Annotated in this window: 20 protein-coding genes and 4 pseudogenes; 11 read left to right on the forward strand and 13 right to left on the reverse strand. The window is 71.4% G+C overall.

What is annotated here, in order from left to right:
• Window positions 1-21: 21 nt before the first annotated feature.
• Window positions 22-627 (reverse strand): hypothetical protein, encoded by a 606-nt coding sequence (locus ACH47Z_RS06615; protein ID WP_399071192.1) that lies wholly within the window; start codon window positions 625-627, stop codon window positions 22-24.
• A 135-nt stretch (window positions 628-762) separates the two neighbouring features.
• Here ACH47Z_RS06615 and ACH47Z_RS06620 point away from each other — a divergent pair.
• Window positions 763-1,044 (forward strand): annotated as a pseudogene (locus ACH47Z_RS06620) (PAS domain-containing protein); the annotation flags it as partial.
• Between the two features lie 51 nt (window positions 1,045-1,095).
• A pseudogene (locus tag ACH47Z_RS06625) lies at window positions 1,096-2,178 on the forward strand (SpoIIE family protein phosphatase); the annotation flags it as partial.
• Window positions 2,179-2,430: 252 nt separating this feature from the next.
• Here the strand turns inward: ACH47Z_RS06625 and ACH47Z_RS06630 are convergent.
• Window positions 2,431-2,640, reverse strand: a complete 210-nt coding sequence (locus ACH47Z_RS06630; RefSeq protein WP_399071194.1) for a hypothetical protein — start codon at window positions 2,638-2,640, stop codon at window positions 2,431-2,433.
• Between the two features lie 26 nt (window positions 2,641-2,666).
• Entirely contained in the window at window positions 2,667-3,098 is a 432-nt protein-coding gene (locus ACH47Z_RS06635) for a DUF2267 domain-containing protein (protein WP_399071196.1), read from the reverse strand.
• 649 nt (window positions 3,099-3,747) lie between these two features.
• Between ACH47Z_RS06635 and ACH47Z_RS06640 the strand changes: the two genes are divergently transcribed.
• From ACH47Z_RS06640 to ACH47Z_RS06655, 4 genes are all read left to right on the forward strand, one after another.
• Window positions 3,748-3,888 (forward strand): hypothetical protein, encoded by a 141-nt coding sequence (locus tag ACH47Z_RS06640; RefSeq protein ID WP_399071198.1) that lies wholly within the window; start codon window positions 3,748-3,750, stop codon window positions 3,886-3,888.
• 31 nt (window positions 3,889-3,919) lie between these two features.
• The gene (locus ACH47Z_RS06645; RefSeq protein WP_399071200.1) at window positions 3,920-4,165 is read left to right on the forward strand and encodes a DUF5133 domain-containing protein; all 246 of its coding nucleotides are present in this window, start codon (window positions 3,920-3,922) and stop codon (window positions 4,163-4,165) included.
• A 109-nt stretch (window positions 4,166-4,274) separates the two neighbouring features.
• Window positions 4,275-4,580: a hypothetical protein gene (locus tag ACH47Z_RS06650; RefSeq protein ID WP_399071202.1), complete on the forward strand. Its 306-nt coding sequence runs from the start codon at window positions 4,275-4,277 to the stop codon at window positions 4,578-4,580.
• A 78-nt stretch (window positions 4,581-4,658) separates the two neighbouring features.
• Window positions 4,659-4,874 (forward strand): hypothetical protein, encoded by a 216-nt coding sequence (locus ACH47Z_RS06655; RefSeq protein ID WP_399071204.1) that lies wholly within the window; start codon window positions 4,659-4,661, stop codon window positions 4,872-4,874.
• A 257-nt stretch (window positions 4,875-5,131) separates the two neighbouring features.
• On the opposite strand, the gene ACH47Z_RS06660 is transcribed toward ACH47Z_RS06655, so the two are convergent.
• Window positions 5,132-6,463, reverse strand: coding sequence for an erythromycin esterase family protein (locus ACH47Z_RS06660; protein ID WP_399071206.1), 1,332 nt, complete (start codon window positions 6,461-6,463; stop codon window positions 5,132-5,134).
• Window positions 6,464-6,814: 351 nt separating this feature from the next.
• Between ACH47Z_RS06660 and ACH47Z_RS06665 the strand changes: the two genes are divergently transcribed.
• The 4 genes from ACH47Z_RS06665 (at window position 6,815) to ACH47Z_RS06680 (ending at window position 12,216) form a co-directional block, all read left to right on the forward strand.
• Entirely contained in the window at window positions 6,815-7,555 is a 741-nt protein-coding gene (locus ACH47Z_RS06665) for a hypothetical protein (RefSeq protein WP_399071208.1), read from the forward strand.
• Window positions 7,556-7,874: 319 nt separating this feature from the next.
• Window positions 7,875-9,431: an FAD-dependent monooxygenase gene (locus ACH47Z_RS06670; RefSeq protein WP_399071210.1), complete on the forward strand. Its 1,557-nt coding sequence runs from the start codon at window positions 7,875-7,877 to the stop codon at window positions 9,429-9,431.
• A gap of 102 nt (window positions 9,432-9,533) precedes the next feature.
• Window positions 9,534-10,670: a glycosyltransferase gene (locus tag ACH47Z_RS06675; RefSeq protein ID WP_399071212.1), complete on the forward strand. Its 1,137-nt coding sequence runs from the start codon at window positions 9,534-9,536 to the stop codon at window positions 10,668-10,670.
• Window position 10,671: 1 nt separating this feature from the next.
• Window positions 10,672-12,216: an FAD-dependent monooxygenase gene (locus ACH47Z_RS06680; RefSeq protein ID WP_399071213.1), complete on the forward strand. Its 1,545-nt coding sequence runs from the start codon at window positions 10,672-10,674 to the stop codon at window positions 12,214-12,216.
• A 150-nt stretch (window positions 12,217-12,366) separates the two neighbouring features.
• On the opposite strand, the gene ACH47Z_RS06685 is transcribed toward ACH47Z_RS06680, so the two are convergent.
• The 4 genes from ACH47Z_RS06685 to ACH47Z_RS06700 form a co-directional block, all read right to left on the reverse strand.
• Window positions 12,367-12,939 carry a hypothetical protein gene (locus ACH47Z_RS06685; RefSeq protein WP_399071215.1) on the reverse strand — a complete coding sequence of 191 codons (573 nt, stop codon included), beginning with the start codon at window positions 12,937-12,939 and terminating at the stop codon, window positions 12,367-12,369.
• A gap of 125 nt (window positions 12,940-13,064) precedes the next feature.
• Window positions 13,065-14,036 (reverse strand): EamA family transporter, encoded by a 972-nt coding sequence (locus ACH47Z_RS06690; protein WP_399071217.1) that lies wholly within the window; start codon window positions 14,034-14,036, stop codon window positions 13,065-13,067.
• A gap of 64 nt (window positions 14,037-14,100) precedes the next feature.
• Entirely contained in the window at window positions 14,101-15,078 is a 978-nt protein-coding gene (locus ACH47Z_RS06695; RefSeq protein ID WP_399071218.1) for a zinc-binding alcohol dehydrogenase family protein, read from the reverse strand.
• A gap of 256 nt (window positions 15,079-15,334) precedes the next feature.
• Window positions 15,335-15,781, reverse strand: a complete 447-nt coding sequence (locus ACH47Z_RS06700; protein WP_399071220.1) for a hypothetical protein — start codon at window positions 15,779-15,781, stop codon at window positions 15,335-15,337.
• On the opposite strand from ACH47Z_RS06700, the gene ACH47Z_RS06705 reads away from it, so the two are divergent.
• Window positions 15,759-15,968: an FCD domain-containing protein gene (locus ACH47Z_RS06705; RefSeq protein ID WP_399071222.1), complete on the forward strand. Its 210-nt coding sequence runs from the start codon at window positions 15,759-15,761 to the stop codon at window positions 15,966-15,968. The genes ACH47Z_RS06700 and ACH47Z_RS06705 overlap by 23 nt on opposite strands.
• 46 nt (window positions 15,969-16,014) lie before the next feature.
• Here the strand turns inward: ACH47Z_RS06705 and ACH47Z_RS06710 are convergent, their stop codons facing one another.
• The 5 genes and pseudogenes from ACH47Z_RS06710 to ACH47Z_RS06730 form a co-directional block, all read right to left on the reverse strand.
• Window positions 16,015-18,504 carry a transglycosylase domain-containing protein gene (locus ACH47Z_RS06710; RefSeq protein ID WP_399071224.1) on the reverse strand — a complete coding sequence of 830 codons (2,490 nt, stop codon included), beginning with the start codon at window positions 18,502-18,504 and terminating at the stop codon, window positions 16,015-16,017.
• A gap of 215 nt (window positions 18,505-18,719) precedes the next feature.
• The gene (locus ACH47Z_RS06715) at window positions 18,720-19,724 is read right to left on the reverse strand and encodes a zinc-binding alcohol dehydrogenase family protein (protein WP_399071226.1); all 1,005 of its coding nucleotides are present in this window, start codon (window positions 19,722-19,724) and stop codon (window positions 18,720-18,722) included.
• Window positions 19,725-19,775: 51 nt separating this feature from the next.
• Window positions 19,776-20,303 carry a glycosyl hydrolase family 65 protein gene (locus ACH47Z_RS06720; protein ID WP_399071228.1) on the reverse strand — a complete coding sequence of 176 codons (528 nt, stop codon included), beginning with the start codon at window positions 20,301-20,303 and terminating at the stop codon, window positions 19,776-19,778.
• Window positions 20,198-21,093 (reverse strand): annotated as a pseudogene (locus ACH47Z_RS06725) (hypothetical protein). Before ACH47Z_RS06725 ends, ACH47Z_RS06720 begins: the two are co-directional and overlap by 106 nt.
• Window positions 21,029-21,660: pseudogene (locus tag ACH47Z_RS06730) on the reverse strand (glycoside hydrolase family 65 protein); the annotation flags it as partial. The pseudogenes ACH47Z_RS06730 and ACH47Z_RS06725, both read right to left, overlap by 65 nt.
• Window positions 21,661-21,662 lie beyond the last annotated feature (2 nt).

A 21,662-nucleotide genomic window follows, 5' to 3' on the forward strand; every position in this document is an offset into this window, starting at 1 on the left:
GGCCTGCCATACCGGCACGCCTCAGGACGCCGATACCTCGCCGTCCTTCTCATGGCTGAAGCGCAGGGAGTACGTACGGCCTTCCACACCCCATTCTCCGGCGGGCGGCTTCAGCCCGGCGTCGATCGCGCGCAGGCTGGGGCGCCCGATGTGGGCATAGACCAGGCGCCGTACTCCGTGCTGCGCGGCCTGCTCACTCACGGCGAGGACGGTGGCGTGACCGCCCACACCGCGCCGAAAGCGTATGGGCCGGTTCCAGGCGGCTGCCTCGGCGAACATCAGGTCGGCCCCCGCGGCCCAGGCCGGAAACTCCCAGAACTCCGGCGCCCAGACCACCACCACGTCTCCGGCTTCGATCCGATACCCGTACGCGGGGTGTGAGGTGTGAACCACCGGACGGCAGCGCACCGCGACCTCGCCGACCTGCAGGTCGCCCGCGCACACGTGGACATCCCGCGTGGCCGCCCGCCGCCGGAGTACCGACCGCAGCTCGGAACGTTCGTCGGTGACCAGCCATGCGTCCAGCCGCCCGGGTGGCGGTTCGGCCCCGGGGCCACCGTCGAAGGCGACCCTGTGCCCCGTGCAGCGCAGCAGCAGGCCTGCCGGGGCGAATCGGGGCGAGTTCATCGCTCCCACACCGAGGAGCGTCAGCCGCAGCCAACGGAATGAGCCACCTGTAGTCACGGCATTCACTCGAGTCCCCTCCGTCTCTGTCGTCACTGCGGTGCGGGAGCACAATGGGAAGGGGATGGGATGAGGCTCATGCACGACAATCCGCTGGCGTTGGAGAACGCCGCGGCTGCTGTGGACGCGCGGGGCGTCGTAGCGGCGTGGAGCCGGGGTGCCCGACTGCTGCTCGGATATGAGGCCGCTGACGTCATCGGTCGGCCGGCGTCGGATCTTCTCGCCGTTCACCTCCCGGAGTCGGCCTGGCGGAACCTCTCGCGGCAGGAGGCGTGGACCGGACGGGTCGCCCTGCGTGACCGGGACGGGCACCGGGTGGAGACCGACGTGAGGGCTTACCCGTTGGTGGGTGCCGATGAGCACGTCGAGTGGTTCATTCACGCCACCCGGCAGGAGACCGACGGTGCGGACCTGGCCCTGCAGCGCCGCTTGTTGCAGTATCACCGGCCCGCACAGCCGGCCGTGGAGACCGCGATGCGCTATCTGCCCGCCGATCCTCAGGCCGGCGTGGGCGGCGACTGGTTCGACGTCGTTCCGCTCTCCGGCGCCCGCGTGGCTCTGGTCGTCGGCGATGTCGTCGGCCACGGCATCAACGCCTCCGCCACCATGGGCCAGCTGCGCACCGCGATGCGCACCCTGGCCGATGTCGATCTTCCGCCCGATGAACTCCTGACCCAGCTCGACGACCTCATCCTCGAAGAGATCGAAGAGGGCATCGAATCCTCCGGAGAGGTCGGCGCGACCTGCCTGTACGCGGTCTACGACCCGGTGTCCCGCCACTGCACCCTGGCCAGCGCCGGCCACCCCGCCCCGGCCGCCGTCATGCCGGACGGTTCCGTGGACTTCATCCCCGTACTCCCCGGCCCCCCTCTGGGTGTGGGCGGACTTCCCTTCGAGGCCACCGATCTCCGCCTGCCCGAAGGCAGTCTCCTCGTCCTGTACACGGACGGACTGATCGAAACCCACGACCGCGACATCGACACCGGCATGCGGGAACTCGCGCACGTCCTGGGTGAGCCCGGCCCGTCGCTGGACGACACCTGCGACAAACTCATCACGGCACTCCTGCCCGAGCGACCGGACGACGACGTCGCCCTGCTCGTGGCCCGCACCCACGCCCTGGGCCCCTCGAACGTGGCCGCCTGGGACCTGCCCGCGGTGCCCGTCATCGTCGCCGACGCGCGCCGACGGGCCGCCGACCAGCTCACGACCTGGGGCCTGCAGGACGCCGCCCCGACCACCGAGCTGATCGTCAGCGAGCTTGTCACCAACGCCATCCGGCACGCTCAACCCCCCATCCAGCTGCGCCTCATCCGCAACACCACGCTGATCTGCGAGGTCTCCGACGCCAGCAGTACCGCTCCGCACCCGCGTCGCGCCCGCGCCCTGGACGAGGGCGGCCGTGGCCTCTTCCTGGTCGGCCAGCTCGCCGAGCGCTGGGGTACCCGGCACACACCGACAGGAAAGACCATCTGGGCGGAGCAGCCCCGCCCGCACTCTCACCCGCGGTCCCGGCGTGTCCCCGACGAAAGGCCCCACACAGCGGATCACGTGGTGGAGCCACGGAAAATCGACGATGAGCGCGCCGCGCGGCCGACTGCCGGGTGCGGCCCCGCCTGCCAGGCATGCTGCGAGGAGCCGATCGTCGCGGAGCCGTGACCGCATCGCCCCACGTTGTTCAACTCTCCGCGTTCCCAGGGCCGTCAGGAGCCCTGGGACGCCGCTCACCGCCGTGGGACACCGCGCCTACAGGCCCTGGGAGAGCAGGAGTTCGTGGGCGAGTCGTGCGCCGCGTTCTGCTTCCTCCGGAGGGACGTCCTTCGACGGGATGTTCTCCAGCCCACGGGCGAGTACCCGAACCGCCTCGGCGAGGGTTGCCACCTGTGCTTCCAGTCGGCCCAGTCGGGCCTCCGGCCCGGTCGTGGCGTCGGGTTCAGGGGAACGGTTCTGCGTCATGTCGTGCTCCCATGCGTCTGTCCCGGTCAGGCAGCCGGCTGGAGGAGGAGATCTCGGATGTCGTGCGGCAGTTGGTCCAGTGCCCCCTCCAGTTGCCCGGGCGAGACGTGGTCGCGTACGACGGCCGTGACGGTGGAGGCGATCCGGGGCACGTCCTCGGCGGCGACCTTCGCTTCCTGGACGAAGCGGTTCACGTAGGCTTCACGGTCGTACTTGACAGGTACGGCACTGGGGTTCCAGCCGTCGTAGTAGGCGCCTCGCAGCAGGTCGGGGAGCTGCGCGGCGAAATGGGCGGCCACGTCGACGGTGACCCGGTCGCGGAGCGTGTGCAGCCAGGTGCGCAGCACCCGGTGGGCGAGGTGGCGGTCCTCGGTTCCCAGCGCTTCGGCCACCGCTTTCAGCCAGATGTTGGCGGTGTGGATGGCGTGCTCGAAGTCGGGTGGATGGGTGGTCGGCATCGGTTTTGCCCTTCCGGTCTTCCGTCGCGCCCTGCGCTTCCGGGACGGCCGCGCCACCGGGCGGGCGGTGTTCGGTACGGGGAACGGTCGGCTCCGTCAGGAGCGGCACGGGCGCGGACGGCACCCGCTTCTTGACCTCGGCTTCCATGCTAGGTGGGACGGAACTGATGGGCAGTGGCGCGACGATCGTGCCTTGCCGCCGTGCACGGGTACCCCAGCGGCGCCAGGCGTATCCGAGCACCTGTAGAACCTCACGGTCAGCCGCGCCCACCCCGTGCCGCCGGGCCCGCAGGATGTCCTCGTCTCCAGCGGCGCCGGCCCGTCGGTCCGTAGACCTCCTTTTCGGGCGTAGGTGCAGCGACGGCAGCCGGTCACGTGGGACAGTTCCGCGACGGTGTCGTCGGCGAGGTCCATGGCGAGGTCGAGCAGAACACGGTCGCCGGAGGACCGCAGGAGTTCGGCGACCTTCTCCGCGATCGACTTGCCTACCCCGGAGATCTCCTGGAGCCCCTTGGAGCCTTCTCGTAGGCGCGCGCCTTGTACGCGTCTCCACCGGCCACACCGGTACGGACCTGACTCGCCCGGTTCTGCGGGGACGCGCACCATGGAGAGTGACCCGTATGGCCCACTCTCGCGGAGGTGAACCGCGATGACGCTGCCTGTACGACACCGGCCCGGCAGCTTACTGGAACCGATCGCCGCGGAGTTCGAGGAACTGTTCGAGCGCATGAACCGGCTGCTGCCAGGGCAGGCCGCCGAGCCGCGGCACATCGAGATCACCGAGTCCTGACCGGCGCGGAGAGGTGCGTACACAGATGCTGATGCCCCATGTCAGGACCGTCGCCGCTGCCCTTCGCTCCTATCGGTCCGCATGGGCCGGTCTGCGGCGCGATCCGGTGAGTCCGCTCAGCTACCGCCGGCTCGACGACGCCGCCTACACACTCTGCGTCCTCATGGGACGACGCAACGCCGCCGACGCCGTGGCAGCGGCGGAGGCCCTGCTCGCCCGGGCCTCGGCCGAGCACGGCAGGCGCCGGGCCGGGCACGCGCGCACCGCCGTGCGCTGACGGTGCTGGGCGGGCGCCGCGATCGCCGCGCAGGCGCGATCGGTGCTGTGGATCTACGGTGGTCGCAGTGTCGCCGACGAGTCGAACCGACGTAACGGAGGAGGCCGCGATGGAGGATCACTTCGTCTGGGTGACGACACGCCGCATACGGCCGGACACCCAGGATGACTTCGAGCAGGCGTGGCGGCCGGCCAGCCATCCGCAGGGTATGCGCCGCGCCTTCGCGTACTGGTCCGAGGACGGACAGGAGATCACGGGCGTGTCGTTCTGGGAGTCCAAGGAGGCGTGCGACTCCTGGCGGGCCTCCGAGCCGGAGGCGGAGCGGCGTGCCGGCATGGCCCCGTTCGTCGTGGAGGAGCGGGAAGGATTCTACCGCGGCCGCGAACTCGCCATCCCCGAGGGCAGCCCCGGGTGACCGGGGCCCTGGGGAGCCGTCCCGGTCAGTGACCGTCCGCCCGGCATGAGCGGCTCGGTAAGGGGGGACTCGGGGACCATGGAAAGCGCGGCAGTGATTGTGCAGCCGCCGGCCCCTGACGGTGGCCGGCGGGTCGTGATCCATGGTGAATTCGTCGGCACCGCGTATCACCTGCTCGACGTGGTGGAGTTTCTGCGCCAGAAGGGCCTGCCCGAGACGGATACGACGGTCGACGACCCGGACCTGATCGAGTGGCGCGGCGGTGGGCCGCAAGCCTGGTCGGCGGGTGAGTGATCCCGGGTGCGCCGGCCACCGTCGCGATCCCGGCGGGGCCGGGCCAGGTCTCCAGCAGGTTGGTGAGGTCGTCGGCGTGTTCCTCTTCCTCCTCCGCGCGCGGCGGCGGCGTGTAGTCGGTGTGCGCCCGCGCGGCCAGCGTCGCCGGGTCGAAGTCCTGCCGGGTCACGTCCAGGACGAAGTCGTCGGATACGTCGGTCATGGTCAGGACTTCCTTTGTGCTCGGCCGTACCCGGCATGGGCCTTCCCAGTCGGCGTCACACGCCCGCGGGCCAGGTCTGCTCCTCCAGGTTCTCCGCGGGCAAGGGGTGCAGCGGAGTGAGCGCGTGGGTGTGATCGATGTAGCAGAAGGCGTCGTAGCGCTGGGCCAGGACGGTGGGGACGTAGTTGCCCACGGGTTCGTACTGCGGCCGGTAGACGACACCGATCGCGCGGTGACCGTGCTCCTGGTGGAACCACTCGCCCCGGCCGCTGGTCGGCGGCCGCTGCAACTGCACGTGCGGAAAGACGAACAGGGCCCGCTCGCCGGACAGCACCCGGTGCAGCAGATCCTCCAGGCTTCCGGAATGCGCGGGCGGAACCCCCATGATCCGAGGTGTCTCACCCCACTCCTCCGCGGCGACGACGGTGCCGGAGTGCGAACCGAAACCGACCAGCACCACGCCCTTGCCCATGTGCCGTTCGCGCACCAGCTGGCCGATGTTGACCTCGCCGATGTCGGCCATGTCCGTGGCGCGGGCGTCCCCGATGTGGGTGTTGTGCGCCCACACCACGGCCTTCGCGTCCGGTCCGTGGTGCTCCATCAGCCGGTCCAGGGTGTCGGCCATGTGGTGGTCGCGGATGTTCCACGACTCCGGTCCGCTGTCGAGCATGGCCCGGTAGTAGCGCTCGGCACCGGCCAGGACCTCGGCGTTCTGCCGGGCGGCGAACTCGGCGAGCGAGCCGTCGGACACCGCGGTCCGCGCCGCACGCTCCCGCAGCTCCATGAGCAGGGACACCACCTGCGGCTCACAGCCCTCGGGCAGATACCGGGTGGCCAGCGCATAGGACTGGGGGTTCTCGGCGTACGGCTCGAAGCAGCGGTACGCCTCCAGGGCGTGCTCCACCCCGTCGGGGTCGTGCTCGCGCAGATGGCCGAGCACCGCGTGCAGGGAGTCCCACAGGCTGTAGACGTCCAGCCCGAAGAAGCCGACCCGCCGCTCGGGCCGTAGCTGCTCGTTGTGCCGGCGCAGCCAGCGGGTGAAGGCCGCGACGTCGGTGTTGCCCCACATCCACGTGGGCCAGCGCCGGAAGCCCGCCAGCACCTCGTCGGGATCCTCGGGCGCGCCCGGCGCGGCGACCACGGAGCAGTGCACGGCCTGGCAGTCCGGCCAGTCTCCTTCTACGGCGACGAAGGAGAAGCCCTTCTCCTCGATGAGCCGGCGCGTCAGCACGTCACGGATCCGGTAGTACTCGGCCGTACCGTGGGACGCCTCGCCCAGCAGCACATAGCGGGCGTCGCCGATGCGTTCCATCAGTGGGTCCAGCGACGCCTCATCGGTCAGGGGCAGGGCCTCGTCCCGGATGCGGACCTGGTCGGTGTCGGGCACGACGTACTTCCCTTCCGCAGGATCCTTCCCTTCGCAGGGTCGAACACCGGGTCCCCAGGGTGCCGGACTCCGAAACGGGTATACGGGGGAAGAGCCCGAGCCTGCCTGCGGGCGGACGACGAGAAGGCGCCAGGAGGCCGGTCCCGGCGGACGTATACGGCCCGACGTAGATCCGCCCCGGCCAGAGCGAACCGTACGGCCTCCATGTCCCGCTCACTGCGTACGCCGACCACGATGCCGCCGCTCGGGCGACCGGCGGCGCCCCCATTGCGGCGCGACGCGGCACGCGCGGCGACGGTTCGGCATGGCCCTGCCGGCTGTGCGCGCCGGCGGTCTGCTTGGATCCCGGGTATGACGGACTGGTCGAAGCTCAGCGACGCGCACGGTACCGCGGAGGGTGTTCCAGCCCTGCTCGAGCGGTTCGAAGCCGACCCGGCCGGTGTCTGGTCCGAGCTGATCGACCGTCTGTGTCCCCAGCTCGACACCGCGTTCTCGGCAAGCTTCGCCGCGCTTCCCCGGCTCGCCGAGATCGCGGCAGGCCGGGAACCGGCGGAACGGCACTGGGTCCTGTTCGCCGCAGGCCCCATCGTGTCGTCGGCGCGCCGGTCGGCCGAAGGCGCCGCCGCCCGCGAGACCTACTCCTCCGCGATCGCCGACCTCGCGCGGCTCACCGGCGCATGCCTTCGTCTGCCGCTGGACAGGGAGGACTACGTCGGCCTGCTGCAGACGGCCCTGGCCTTCGAGGGCGTCGAGGTCTGGGACGAGTGCCTGGACAACCTGGCACAGGGCGAATACGAGGTCGAGTGCCCCTACTGCGGGGTCAACCTGTTCATCGTGCTCGGCGACGACGGCTTCTTCGCGTGCAGCGACGACTACGCCCTACGGGATGTCGAGAAGACGCCACTGCGACCGGCGGATCCGTCAGAACTGGCGGGCCTGGCCAGGCGGCTGCACGACCAGGCGCTCGCCGACGGCCAGCCGGTGGTGGCCCGAAGGCTGTCGTACCTGTTCGGGCACACCTCCTGCACCGACTGCGGTACGGGATTCCCGGTGGCGGACCGTGTGCTCGCCCAGGCGATGCCCACCCGGTGAAGGCCGGCGGGACAGTCGATGAGTTGGCGGCGAACCTGGCCGGTCTGGCATGGGGCTGATCCCACCAGGGGCGAACCCGCCCCTCACCCGCCGGAGACGGCGCGAACGATCAGGAAACTGCGCCGGTCGCGCACCAACCCGCACCTGTTCACCGGGTCCTGTCCGCTCATGGCCGGCTGATGGTGCAGTACTTTTGCGAGAGTCCGGACAGAAGCCCCACCTGTCGGCAGTGGCCCACAGATGCCGTCAACTGCCTCGAAATGTAACGGAGTTGGTGGCCCCTCTACGCCGAATGGTTCCTCGGGGACGCGGAGGCACTGTGAACGAGACCGAAGTACTGATCATCGGTGGTGGGCCGGTCGGTCTGGCGCTCGCCCTGGACCTGCGCTCTCGGGGAGTGGCCTGCATGGTCCTCGAGGCCACGGACGGCCGGATCCGCCACCCCAGAGTGGGCACCGTCGGCCCCCGATCCATGGAGCTGATGCGCCGCTGGGGCCTGGCGGAGCGGATTCGCAAGTCCGGCTGGCCCGGTGACCATCCGCTGGACATCGCATGGGTGACAGCGGTCGGCGGGCACGAGATCCATCGTCTGGACTTCGGCACCACCGACACCCGTACGGCCCTGCCCTACACCCCTGAACCCGAGCAAGTGTGCCCGCAGCACTGGCTGCTCCCGCTCCTCGCCGAGGCCGTAGGACCCGAGGTGCTGCGGCGCGAGTGCCGTCTGGAGTCGTTCGTCCAGGACCACGACCAGGTCCGGGCCACCGCCACCGACCTGTCGGACGGCAGCCGTCTCGACATCAGCGCCCGATACCTGGTCGGATGCGACGGTGCCGCTTCCCGCGTCCGTACCGCCCTGCGGATCGCGGCGCCGCCCCGGCGCCGGACACGGGTCTTCCGCAACATACTCTTCCGCGCCCCCCGGCTCCGCGAGCAACTCGGACCGAGGGGCGCCCTGGTGTACTTCCTGACCCAGCCCCCGGACCTGCGCTACCCGCTGCGGGCGATGGACGGCCGGGACCTGTATCGGCTGACCGTCGGGCACCACACATCATCTGACGCCATGTCGGCCATCCGGTCGGCGATCGCCCTGGACACACCCGTCGAGGTGCTCTCGGACAACGACTGGCACCTGACCCACCGAGTCGCCGAGCGCTATCGCCGAGGCCGGGTGCTCCTGGCCGGGGACGCCGCCCACACGCTGTCGCCCTCCGGCGGCTTCGGGATGAACACCGGCATCGCGGACGCGGCCGACCTCGGCTGGAAGCTGGCCGCCGAACTCGCAGGCTGGGCAGGTCCCGCGCTGCTCGATTCCTACCAGCAGGAGCGCCGCCCGGTGGCTGAACGCAGTCTGGTCGAGGCCGACGGCAACTTACGCCGCACCCTCGACCGCCGGTTGCCCACGGAGATCCTGCTCGACACCGAACCGGGCGCGGGCGCGCGGACGGAACTCGCATGTCGCATCGAACGCAGCGGAGTGCGGCGGGAGTTCGAGGCCCCCGACATGCACTTCGGCTACCGCTACACCTCCCCGGTGATCGTTCCGGACGGCGTCACCATGTACGACTGGTGCGCCGACCTCGCCTCCGGCGGCCGCGCCCCACACGTCTGGCTGGGCCCCGAAACCTCCAGCCTGGACCTGTTCGGCCCCGGCTTCCACCTGGTCGCCTCCGACGCCCGCTCCGATCTGCCTGCCCTCGACGGACTGGCCCGTGCCTTCGATGCTCGCCGGGTCCCGTTCACGCTGACCCGGGCGCCGGCCTATCGCAGCCCGTACGTCCTCGTCCGCCCCGACGGGCATGTCGCGTGGCATGGCGCGGAGTTGCCCGTCGACCCAGGTGCCCTGGTGGACATCGTGCGCGGCGGACGACGGTGATTCTCGGCCCAGCGGCACTGTCCGTCACACCCGCACCCTGGCCCTCCACGAACCGAAACCGAACCGGACCGAACCGACTTATGGCCGTCAGGAGTCGCCGCCATGCGTGTCCTTGTCACCGTCACCGGATCGCCCTCTCATGTCAACGCCGTGCTACCGCTGGTCTCGGCGCTCGCGGCAGCGGACCACCATGTGCTCGTCGTGGCACCGGCCAAACTGCTCGGGTTGTTCGACGACATGCCGGTGCGGCGGGAACCGCTCCTGACCGATCCGCTCGCCACCTTCTCACCGCAGGCCGACGGACCGCCCGAACGACGCGGGTTCGACCTGTTCGCCGGACCCCACCTCATCGACAGCTATCGCGCGCTGCTGCCCGCGGCGCGCGCTTTCGCGCCCGACCTGGTGCTCCGCGACGGCGGCGAACTCACCGGATACCTGGTGGCCGAGACGCTCGGGCTGCCGCACCTGGCCGCGCCCTCGGGGGCGGCCAACCACCTGGACCCGGTGGTCCTGCAACAGCGGCTCAACGAGCGGCGTGCCGCGCTCGGACTGCGGGCCGAGGAGGATCCGGACGCGATCCACCGGCACGGCCGGTTGGATTGCATGCCCCCCGAGTTCTCCTTCACCCGCCAGCGGGCCGGGAGGTTCTATCGCTACCGGCAACCCTCCACGATCGATCCCGCCGAGGTGCTGCCGCACTGGGTGGCCGAACTCCCCGCAGACCGGCCGCTGGTGCTCGCGTCGATCGGGTTCGTGCTGCCCTCGATCCCCGCCGAGGTGCTGGATGTGCCGGGCCTCCTCAACGCGATCGTCGCCGGCCTCGCCGAACTCGACTGCCAGGCCGTAGTGGCGACCGGAGGCGTTCCGGTGGAAGGCTCGCGGCCGACGGGCCGCGTGCACCTGGTGGACTCCGTGCCCCAGCCGATGCTCCTGCGCTGTGCCCAACTCCTGGTCACCCACGGCGGATACAACAGCATCAGGGAGGCCGTCGGGGCAGGGGTGCCGATGGCCGTGCTGCCGGGCTTCGGGGACCAGCCGGCCAACGCCGACCGGGTCCAGGAGCTCGGTCTCGGCCGGCGCATCCCGTCGCCGGATCAGGTCGCCGCCGTATGCCACCACGTACTGAACGACCCCGAGGTGACCGCACGGACCCGTCATGCCCAGCGGCGGATGCTCTGCCTGCCGCCGGTGCGGGCGGCGGTGGGCGATCTGGAGAAGGTGGCGAGTGGGGGAGCGTGACATGGGGTCGTACGACTGCGATGTCGTGATCGTCGGGGCCGGACCGACCGGCCTGGCCCTCGCGATCGGCCTGCGCCAGTACGGGCTGAGTGTGCGTGTCCTGGAGAAGGAGGACAGCGGCAAACGCGAGGCCCGCGCCGGGATCGTCTGGCACCGGGCGATGGAAGTGCTGGCCGATCTCGGCTGCGCCGATCGGTTCGTCGCGGCAGGGGTGACGCTCAACTCGACCGAGCTGATCGCTCAGGGGCGGCCGGTCGGAGTCCTCGACCTGACCGCGCGAGGCACCCGCTACCCCAACCCGCTGTCGATCGAGCAGGACACGGTGGAGCGGCTGCTGGGGGAGCGGCTGACCGAGGCGGGCGGTGCGATCGAGTGGTCGACCGAGGCGACGGCGGTCCGGGTGGCCGAGGACGGAGCCGAGGTCGAGGTCCGCGGCCCGGACGGCCGGCGGCAGACACTGCGCTGCGCCTGGGTGGTCGGCTGCGAGGGCTCACGCAGCCTGGTGCGCAACGCCGTCGGCCTGCCGTTCGACGGTGGCCCACGGCGCCACCTGCAGGTCGCGCAGATCAACGCGAAGGTGGACTGGAGCCTGCCGTACCACGGGGACCGTACCTACCTCCTGCTGGACAAGGACCTGTCGATCGGCTGCGCACCGCGCCCCGGCGGCGGTTACCGCTGCTTCGCCTTCACCCGGGAGGCGGATACGACACCCCTCGCCCCGGTGACCGAGGCGGAGATGCGCCGGCTGTTGATGCGCGCCGCACATGAGCCCGACGTGTGGCTCACACCGACGCTGCCGCTGTGGACCAACAGGGCCCGCTTCCAGGACCGGTTCGCCCGCTCGCTGCGCTCCGGACGGGCCCTGCTGGCCGGGGACAGCGCGCACCTGTGGGCGCCGATCGGCGGACGCGGACTGAACACCGGCCTGCGCGGCGCCCACAACCTGGCCTGGAAACTGGCCAGTGTGGTGCACGGCTGGGCTTCGCCCGAACTGCTGGACACCTACTCCACCGAGCAGCGGCGCACCGCCCTGCGGGTTCTGCGCCGGACCAAGCGCGACGTGCTGGAATCGCCGGGTACCTGGCAGACCCTGCTGATGATGCGGCTGTTCGGCCGTCGGGTGGTGCGCAGCCGTTGGGCGACCGACCGCATCCGCGACCGGCTCGGCGACCTGGACCTGGACCACCGGGAGAGTCCGCTCTCGGCGCACGGAGGCGGAGACCGGATGCCGGACCAGCCGGTCCGCACGGAGGGCGGCCGGCACCGCCTCCACGACCTCCTCTCCTACCAGCACTGGACCCTGCTCTCGGTCGGCCGACGCCCCGACCCCGATCCCGCGCTGGCGGCGGTGCCGGCCGCGTATGCCGTGCCGATCACCATCCGCGAGGTGTCCCCCACCGACGCCACCTCACGCCAACTGCCGGACGGCGCCCTGGTCCTGGTCCGCCCCGACCTGCACATCGGACTGCGGGCCCGGAACCCTGAGGAGGTGGCGGCCTACTTGGGACGATGGTTCACCCGGACCGGGGCAGCGCGAGACGCATGACCGCGAGGATGCCTCGCTCTGGTGAGGTCGAGGCCGCAGCGATGTCGTCGTGCTGCTCGTCGCCGGCGGACTCAGGCAGGCCCGGTGCCTGGCGGTCACGCCTCGCCGACGCCGCCGGCGCCGCGCATCGGGCGATCACCGCGGCGAGGTTCAGGCGCTCTGGCCGTCCTTCGTGGGGGCCTTGCCGCCGTGTGTGGACGCGAGGGCGACGAACAGCGGCATCTTGTGCAGCGGCGGCGGTTCTCCGGGCAGGCCGAGCCGTTGCCAGGCCAGCCGGGCCGACATCTTCAGCACCCGTCGCGCCCGCGCGATGAACAGGCCGGCGAGAGGCAGCTCGACCAGCACGGCCGAGGCGACGCTCCACCAGACCTCGTCCTTCCCCCAGTTCAGGGAGATGTCGAACCAGGCGTCGCAGACGAGGAGCGTGGCCGCCACGAACGACAGCGGGACGAGGGCCTGCCGTCGCAGCCACACCGCCACCCCCGCACCGGCCAGTGACGCGAGCAGCATGACGTCGAAGCCCACCCACACCATGGGCCAGTACCGGGCCTCGAAGTGATCCGGCAGCGACACGGCCAGGTAGACGGTCCAGGGCACGAGCGCGACCACGCACAGGCCCAGCTGCCAGAGAACCCGTCGCCGGCGGCGCTGCACGGGGTGGCTCGCCGCGACATCGCCGACCGCTATACGGGTGGGGTCGGTGCGATCGTGCTGTTCACTCATCTGTGCTCTGCCTGTTTCTGCCGACAGCCGCCGGCCCAGCTGGCCGCCGCCGGATGATGAACCGCCCCTCTGGTCGCCCCTCGCGGGACCCTCCCTCATCGTACTGAGAACGGCGGTTCACGGCGTCAGTCGACCGGCACTGCGGCGGGTGCGTTCTCCGCCGGGGAAGGATTCGTGCTGTGCGGTCGCTTTCCCTCCGCGCTCACGCCTGAGCCGCGCCGCTCCCTGGCCCCGAGGAACGTCGCGGTGAGGGAGGCGCACGCGACCGCGGCGATGCCGAGCCACTGTGGCCAGGCAAGCCGCTGCCCGAGCAGCAGGAAGCCGAACAAGGCGCCGGCGGCCGGCTCCATGCTGGTCAGCACGCCGAACACCCGGGGCGGAATCCGCCGTAGCGCCTCCAGATTGAACGAGTACGGCAGCACGCTGGCCGCGACCGCCACGCATGCGGCCACCGCCAGCACGTAGGGGTCGAGGAGCGCGCTCCCGGCGTGGGCGATGCCGTACGGTGCGCTGAGCAGTCCGGCCCACAGCACCGCCGGCGCCAGTCCCTGGCTGCCGCTGATCCGCCGTGCCATGCGGGAGGAGACGAGGATGTAGCCGGCCCAGCAGCACGCGGCCACCGCGGCCAGCGCCAGACCGACCGGGGCCAGCGGCACTCCGCCCCCGCTGAGCAGCAGCACACCACCGACCGCCAGGCACGCGGGCAGCAGGTCGACCGCCCGGCGTGATCCTGCCAGGGCGATGACGAACGGGCCGAGGAACTCGATCGTGGCCACGGCGCCCAGGGGGATGTGATTCACCGCCTCGTAGAAGGCGAGGTGGTGTCCCGCGAGCAGGGCCCCGGCACCGGTCACCGTCCCCCAGGAGCCCTTCACCGAGCCGAACGCCTCGCGGCGCCGGCAGCACAGCAGGCACAGCAGTACGCCCGCGATCAGCAGGCGGAGGAACACGACGCCCGGAGCGCCTACCTGCGGGTAGATCCGGGGCGAGAAGGCCGCACCGAACTGGATCCCGCACACGCCACCGAGGACGAGCCCGGGAGCGGGCACTGTGCCCAGGGCCCCGGTATACCGCCGGGTGGTACTGCTCTGGCTCATTTCCTCGTTCGAATCTCTGTCGTGGTGCGCGCGTGCACGCGACGTGATGGCTGTGGGGGTGCGCTCAGTCCGTCACCCGCAGCAGCAGCTTGCCGGTCGACGTACGGCCGCCCATCAGACGGTGGGCGTCCGCCGCCTCCGACAGCGCGAACTCCGCGGTGATCGGAAGGGTCACGGTGCCGTCCGTGACCCTGCGGAAGGCGCGCTCGGCCAGCGAGCGCAGAGCCTGGGGCGCCGACTGCGCGAGGGCCAGGATGGAGAATCCCACGACGGCGTGGCCCTGCCCGTAGAGCTCGGCCTGCCCCACGTGCCACGGCTCGGCCCCGCTCGCGTTGCCGAAGGACGCCAGGCGGCCGAAGACGGCCAGCGCGTCCAGGCCACGGCGCAGGGTGTCGCCGCCCACGGGGTCGAGGACGAGGTCGACGCCCCTGCCACCGGTGGCGCGGCGGACCTCTTCGGGGAAGGAGTCCGCGGTGAACACCTCGTCATAGCCGTACGTGAGGGCGTGTCCTGCCTTGGCCGCCGAGGAGACCACGCCGTACACCGCACCGGCCCCCGCCGCCCGTGCCAGCTGGCCGGCCACGGTGCCGATGCCTCCCGCGGCGCCCTGTACGAGCACGCTCTCCCCGGGGAGCAGCCGTCCCGCCTCGTGGATCAGGGCGTGAGCCGTCGGCAGCACGGTGGGGAGCGTGGCCGCGGTGCGCAGGTCCAGGCCCTCGGGGAGCGGGAAGACGGTGGCGGTGTCGGCGACCACCACCTCCGCGTAGGCGCCGCCGTTGACGAGGGCGGCGACCGGCTGCCCGGGGCTCAGCCCCTCGACGCCCTCACCGACGGCCCGGATCCGCCCGGAGACCTCCAGGCCCGGACGGAAGGGCAGCGACTCCACCCGGTACCCCTCGGAGCGTGCCTTGAGATCGGCGAAGTTGACGCCGACGTAGACCGCGTCGATGGTCACCTGGCCCGGCCCGGGCTCAGGGGTTTCGGCCTCCACGACCTTCAGCACCTCGGGAGCACCGTACTCCCGGAACTCGACTGCGCGCATGAGCGGAACGCACCCTTCGACAAGGTGTTCAACGGAAAGCGAACACTGGGACTGTAAGGCGTTCGTCGAACACTCGGCAAGTGGGCCACCCAAGGGTGGTGGCCCGGACGTGCCGCGCGGCTCCGGTGATCACGGCCGCCTGGACGTCCTTCGCCGCCACCGGCGACCCGGGCTCGCCCGCGTACGACACCGAGCGGCGCCTGACCCGGCGTCTGCCTGACGCCCTGCTCGGCTTGCGGTCGTGCCCGTTCGGTTGTCAGGAGGGAAGTGCCTGGTTCCGGGTTTCGGGGGCCAGGCGGACCAGGCACATGCCGAGGGCGAAGGCGACGGCGGTGAGGGTGAGCGGGAGGGTGAGGGAGCCGGTGGCGTGGATGCAGTAGCCGATGAGGAAGGTGCCGGCCGCGGCCACCCAGCGGGAGAAGGTCGTGGTGAGGGCGAAGGCGGGCATCCGGGTCGGGTACTGCTCGGGCAGCCAGATGGTGAACACCGCGAAGCTCGCCCCGCCGAGGCCCAGGACCGGCAGGAAGGCGAAGGTCAGCGGGATCGAGTGCAGCGGGTAGGCGACGCCGTAGGCCCCGACCGTGCCGACGATCATCAGGGCGAAGAGGACGGCCAGGGCGCCGCGGCGGCCGAGCCGTCCGGCCAGGCGCGGTACGGCGAAGCAGCCGAGGATGGTGAAGGTGGCGGAGATCTCCCTCTCCATCGCCGAGAGCCGCACCGAGTCCCTGCGCCAGCCGGGCCGCCCCGCCCGCTCCCTCGAACAGCACCGCCAGGTCGCCGAGGCGATCCGCGCGGGCGACTCCGAGGAGGCGGCGCGGGCCATGCACACGCACATCGACACGGTCGGCCGGGTCAAGCTGCTCGACTGGCAGAACGACCGCGAGGACTGACCCGGCCGGGCATCAGGCGTACGAGATCCCTGACAGGTCCGTGCTGTCACCCATGCCGGCCCGGGCGGGTGGGGCCGGGAGTGGGTGAGGTGGTGCCGCCGGTGGTACCGCTGGTGGTGCCGCCGTTGGTGGTGCCGCCGAGCAGCCCGCCGTCGCCCGCGCCGCCGGTCGTGCCGCCGGTCGTGGTGCCGCCGGTGGTGGTGCCGGAGGTGCCGGTCGGGCTTGGGGCGGCGCAGTGCTTCTTCTGGTGGGGGCACGCTCCGGTGGAGGGGCTCGGGCTGGCCGGCGCGGTCGGGGTGGCCGAGGGCGTGCTCCGGGTGGCGGAGGGGGTGGGCGACGGGGCGCCGAACTCGTCGGTGCCCTGACCCAGCTGCGGTGCCGGCGGGAACTGCCGGACGGGCTGTCCCTGAAGGGCGGCGGTCATGTAGCCGGTCCACACCTCGGTGGGCATGTCGGCGCCGAAGACCTTGGAGAAGCCGCCGACGCCCTGCATCGACTGCAGGCCGGCGTTCTTCGGGTCCTCCTTGAACATGCTGACGGACGTGACCAGTTGCGGGGTGTAGCCGATGAACCAGGCGGACTTGTAGTCGTCGGTCGTACCGGTCTTGCCGGCCACCGGGCGGCCCAGGGCCTGGGCGTTGGTGCCCGTTCCGTTCTTCACGACGCCCTGCAGGACGTCGGTGACGGTGTCGGCGGTCGAGGAGGGCATGGCCGTGGTGCCCTTGGGCGCCCCGAAGCCGGGCAGCTGCTCGCCGCCGGCGACGACCTTGGTCACCGAGTACGGCTCGTGCTGGACGCCGCCGTCGTCGAAGGTGGCGTACACGTCGGCCATGCGGATGGCCGAGGGGGTGGACGTGCCGATGTAGTAGCCGGGGGTGTCGTACTGCAGGCTCTTGCGCAGCAGGCCCGCCTTGAGGGCTTCGTTCTCCACGTTGCTGTAGCCGACGTACTCGCCGAGCTGGACGTAGGGAGTGTTGACCGACTGCTCCATGGCCTTGCGCAGGGTGAGGTAACCCCACTTCGTGGTCACGTCGTTGCGCTGGTGGAGGAGGCCCGTGGGGTCGTTCGCGTCCGGGAGTTGCTGGCCCTGCTGGTTCTTGATGGTGATGCCGTCGTCACCGTTGAACTTGGAGTCCGGGGTGATCTGCGAGGCCGGCTGGCCCGGGGAGAGTACGGCGCCGTGGTCCAGGGCGGCGGCCAGGTCGACGGGCTTGAAGGTGGAGCCGACCGGCACACCGGTGGCGTCGGCGTTGTCGGTCCAGTGGCCCTTGTTCCAGCCCGCGCCGCCGTACAGGGCCACGACCGCGCCGGTCGACGGATCGATCGAGGCCGCGCCGACCTGGACGTCCTTGTCGGCCGAGCGGTGCCCCGGGTTGAGGTGTTTCTTCTCCATCGCCGCGACGGACGCCGACAGCGCGTTCACCTTCTTCTTGTCGAAGGTGGTGTAGATCTGGTAACCGCCGTGGCCGAGCTGCTGGTCGGTGAGGGACGAGTGGGCCTCGACGTACTTCTCAGCGGTCTGTACCAGGTAGCCGGTCTGCCCGGACATCCCGGCCGACGGCGTGTAGGCCTTGGGCGTGGGGAACCCGGCCGCGAGGTACTGCTGTTCCTGCGCCTGGCTGATCTGGTGGATGGCGGCCATGCGGCTGAGGACGTACGTCCAGCGCGCCTTGGCCTGGGCCTTGGCCTGCGGGTCGGTGTCGGCGAGCATCAGCAGGCTCGGCTCGTTGACCGTGGCCGCGAGGAACGCGCCCTGGCTGACGGTCAGTTGGGAGGCGTGCACGTGGTAGTAGGTGTTGGCCGCCGCCTCGATGCCGTAGGCGCCACGCCCGTAGTAGCAGCTGTTGAGATAGCCCTGCAGGATCTGCTGCTTGGACAGCTGGTCGCCGATCTTCAGGGAGATCATGATCTCCCTGAGCTTGCGGGTGACCGACTGGCTCTGGCTGAGGTAGGTGTTCTTCACGAACTGCTGGGTGATGGTGGACCCGGACTGCACCTCACCGCCCGTGGCCATGTGGTAGACGGCGCGGAGCATGCCCTGCGTGTCGACGCCGGGGTCGGAGTAGAAGGTGGCGTTCTCCGCGGCGAGGAAGTCCCACTGCACCAGCTTCGGTATCTGGGCGAGGTCGACGTTCTGCCGGTTGGTCGACCCTTGTGTGGTCATCACCGAGCCGTCGGACCAATAGTAGGTGTTGCTCTGCTGCTGGGTGCTGGGGTTCGCGCTCGGGATCGTCGTGGTGGCGTAGGCATACCCGAACAGGCCCACCAGGCCGCCGAGGAACAGCAGGAAGGTGCCGAGCGACTGCTTCCACGACGGCAGCCACCGCCGAAGGCCCCGCTTGCCCGACCGCGGGTAGTCGATGAGGCGGCGTCGGCCGGTCTGCCCGGCCTCCGCGCGCCGTCTGTCCGCCCCGCGGCGGCCCCGTCCGGCGCCGGCCTGGGCGGCCCTGCGCGCCGCTGCCCGGCCGCCCTGCGGCATGCCGTCCGAGCCGGACGGCCCGGTCCTTCCCGACGGTCGGCGTCGGTGTTCACTCATACTCGCCACTCCTCAGCCAGGCACGGCCCTGTCCACCGCGGTGAATCCGGGCCGACCCGCCGTGGTGCGTCATGGGGGACCTGGCCTGGGGCGGACCGACACCTCCCGGCAACTCCTACAAGTTGTAAGACTAAGCCGTGCCCGGCGCGCGCCGACAACCACCCCCGGGCAAAGCCCCATGTGCGCGGGGGCGAGCAAGACGGTGAGCGGGGATCTTACAGGTCGTTCAGCAGTACGGCAGCCCCGTCGAAGCGTCCCGCCTTCAGATCGCCCAGGGCCCGCTGGGCCGCGGAGAGCGGGTAGGGATGGGTGGTGGCCCGGACGCCGTACCGGGCCGCGAGGGCGAGGAAGTCCCGGCCGTTGTCCCGGGTGTTGGAGGTGACGCTGCGCAGCTCCTTTTCGTAGAACAGCTCGCCGGCGTAGTGCAGGACGGGGATGTCGCTGAGATGGATGCCCGCGACCGCCAGGACCCCGCCCCGGTCCAGCGCCCGCAGCGCCACCGGTACGAGCTCACCGGCCGGCGCGAACAGGATCGCCCCGTCGAGCGGCTCCGGCGGCAGGTCGTACGCTCCGCGGGCCGACGCACAGCCGAGCTCGAGCGCGAGCCGTCTCGAGGCCTCCCCGCGGGTCAGGACGTGCACCGTGGCCCCCTGCGCCAGGGCGACCTGAGCGCACAGGTGCGCGCTGCCGCCGAATCCGTACAAACCGAGGCGCCCGCCCGGCGGCAGGGACGTGCGCAGCAGCGCCCGGTAGCCGATGATGCCCGCGCACAGCAACGGCGCCAGCGCGACGTCGTCCACGTCCGCCGGCAGCCGGTAGGCGAAGGCGGCCGGAACGGTCGTGTACTCGGCGTAGCCGCCGTCGGCGTCCCAGCCGGTGTACTCGGAGCCGGGGCACAGGTTCTCGTCCCCGCGCAGGCAGTACCGGCAGTTGCCGTCCGTGCGGCGCAGCCACGCCACTCCCATCCGGTCGCCGACCGCCCACCCGCTCACGCCCGCGCCGACGGCGGCGACCGTGCCGACCACCTCGTGCCCGGGCGTCACGCCCTCCCGGCGCACCGGCAGATCGCCCTCGGCGACATGCAGATCCGTACGGCACACCCCGCACGCCCGGACCCGCACCAGCAGCTCGCCGGACCCCGGCACCGGGTCGGGCCGCTCCACGAGCCGCAGCGGCTCGCTCTCGACGGGCCCCGGCCGGTCCACCACCCATGCGCGCATCGCCTGCGCCCCCTGTCCTGTCCACGACCGCCCTCATCCAGTGTGGCCGCCTCACCCGGACGGGGCACTCGGCACCACGAGCGAGCAGGTCTCCCCGGGCGCGACGGTCACCGCGCGGTCGGCGAGCACCACGCGGACCGGAGACTCCTCCGAGTCCGGCACGCTGATCTCCGGCTGATCGCCCCGGCGTCGTACACCGATGCCCGAGTGACCGCGATAGCGCAGGGTGAACGGGTACCCGGAGAGCGCCGGGAGAGGTACGGGGTCCAGCCACAGGGCGTCCTCGCGTGTCTCCAGACCCGTCAGGCCGTGCTGGACCAGGTCGAGGGTCCCGGCCATGGCACCGAGATGGATGCCCTCGCCGGTCGTACCGCCCTGGATGTCGTCGATGTCGGCCTCCAGGGCCTCATGGACGTAACTCCATGCCTCGGCCCGCCTGGCCCGGGCGAGGACCAGGCCGTGGACGAGCTCGCTCAGAGTGGAGCCGTGGCTGGTGCGCCGCAGGTAGTAGTCGACGGTTCCGCGCCAGACGCCGTCGTCCAGCTCGTAGCCGAGACGCCGGAACAGGGCCTGTAGCACCGGTGGAACGGCACGCGCAACCGACGGGACACCTCCTCCCACTCGGGCAGCTCGTCGGCGTCCAGCCGGATCCGGTCGAACAGTTCCTCGCGGCACCGGGAGGGCAGGCGCCGGACGAGCTCCAGGGTGCGGGTGAGGACCCAGGCGGCGGTGACGTTGGTGCACGCGTTGTCGTCCAGCCCGGGCCGGTCGTTGCCCGGGTAGCCGTCGTGGTACTCGTCCGGGCCCACGACACCCAGACGTTGTAGGCGACCGCCGAGCCCTTATGGTGCTGCAGCCGGGAGTGGTCCGGCAGCCAGCGGCCCGAGGCGGGATTGAGATGCCACTCCTGGGTCTCCTCGCGGCCGTCGCTGCCGCTCTGCCACGGGTACATCGCACCGGCATGCCCGGCCGCGGCCGCCGCCCGGCAGGCCCGGGGCAGGCGCCGGTGTCGGTAGTCGAGCAGCGCCCGGGACACCTCCGGGAAGTGCACGTTCAGAAAGGGCACGACGAACAGCTCGTCCCAGAAGACATGGCCCCGGTACGCCTCGCCGTGCCCCGCGGCGGCGAAGTCCTCCGCAGCGGCCGCCCGGTCGACCGCTGCGCCGAGCGGGTCGCTGATCGCCGTGTCCTGCGAGGTTGCCAGCGCCACGGTCCTGTCCACGGTGACGGGCCGGACGGAGTTCCGACGCGGCCGGAGCACGGTCGGCGGCGACCGTCGTCCGGGCCGCCAGGGCGACGCCGATGTCCGATGTGCTGGTCCGACAGCCCAGCCAGACCGTGTGGGGCTCGTGCGCGTCGGTGCGCACATGGGTCACATGGTGACGGTCGAAGGCGCGGTAACGGTGCACATTGCCGTTGATCACCTCGCCGTCCAGGGAGCTCTCGATCTCGATCTCTCCCGACCAGTCCTCGGCCGTGACGACCGTCCGCAGCGCGGCCAGGTGCGGATCCCCCATGTGCACCAGGCGGATCTGCTCGACACCGAGCACACCCGGCTCGTCGCCGCGGTGGCGGAAGGACCGGGTGAGCGTGCCCGGCGCAGATCCAGGGTGTGCCGGTGGTCCAGGAGCGTGTGCCCGCACGGGGAGAACCACGGGCCCCACGCTCCCCCGGCCCCGCGCAGACGGAACCGGAGAAGCAGCCAGTTCGGGAGGTTGACCAGGTCCTCGTTCACCACCTGCCGCCCCGCCACGGCCGACTCCAGCCGGTCGTAGCACCCGGCCGCGTAGGTGCCGGGACAGTGCACCAGGCCCGCCCGGCATTCGGGCAGCGCGCCCCGCGTGGCGAAGTAGCCGTTGCCGAGCGTGCAGAGCGACTCACGCAGACGCTCCGTGCCGGGGTCGTAGCCCGTCCACTCCCCTGTCCACTCCGACATCC

This window comes from Streptomyces sp. NPDC020192 (genome assembly GCF_044388685.1).
Classification (GTDB): domain Bacteria; phylum Actinomycetota; class Actinomycetes; order Streptomycetales; family Streptomycetaceae; genus Streptomyces.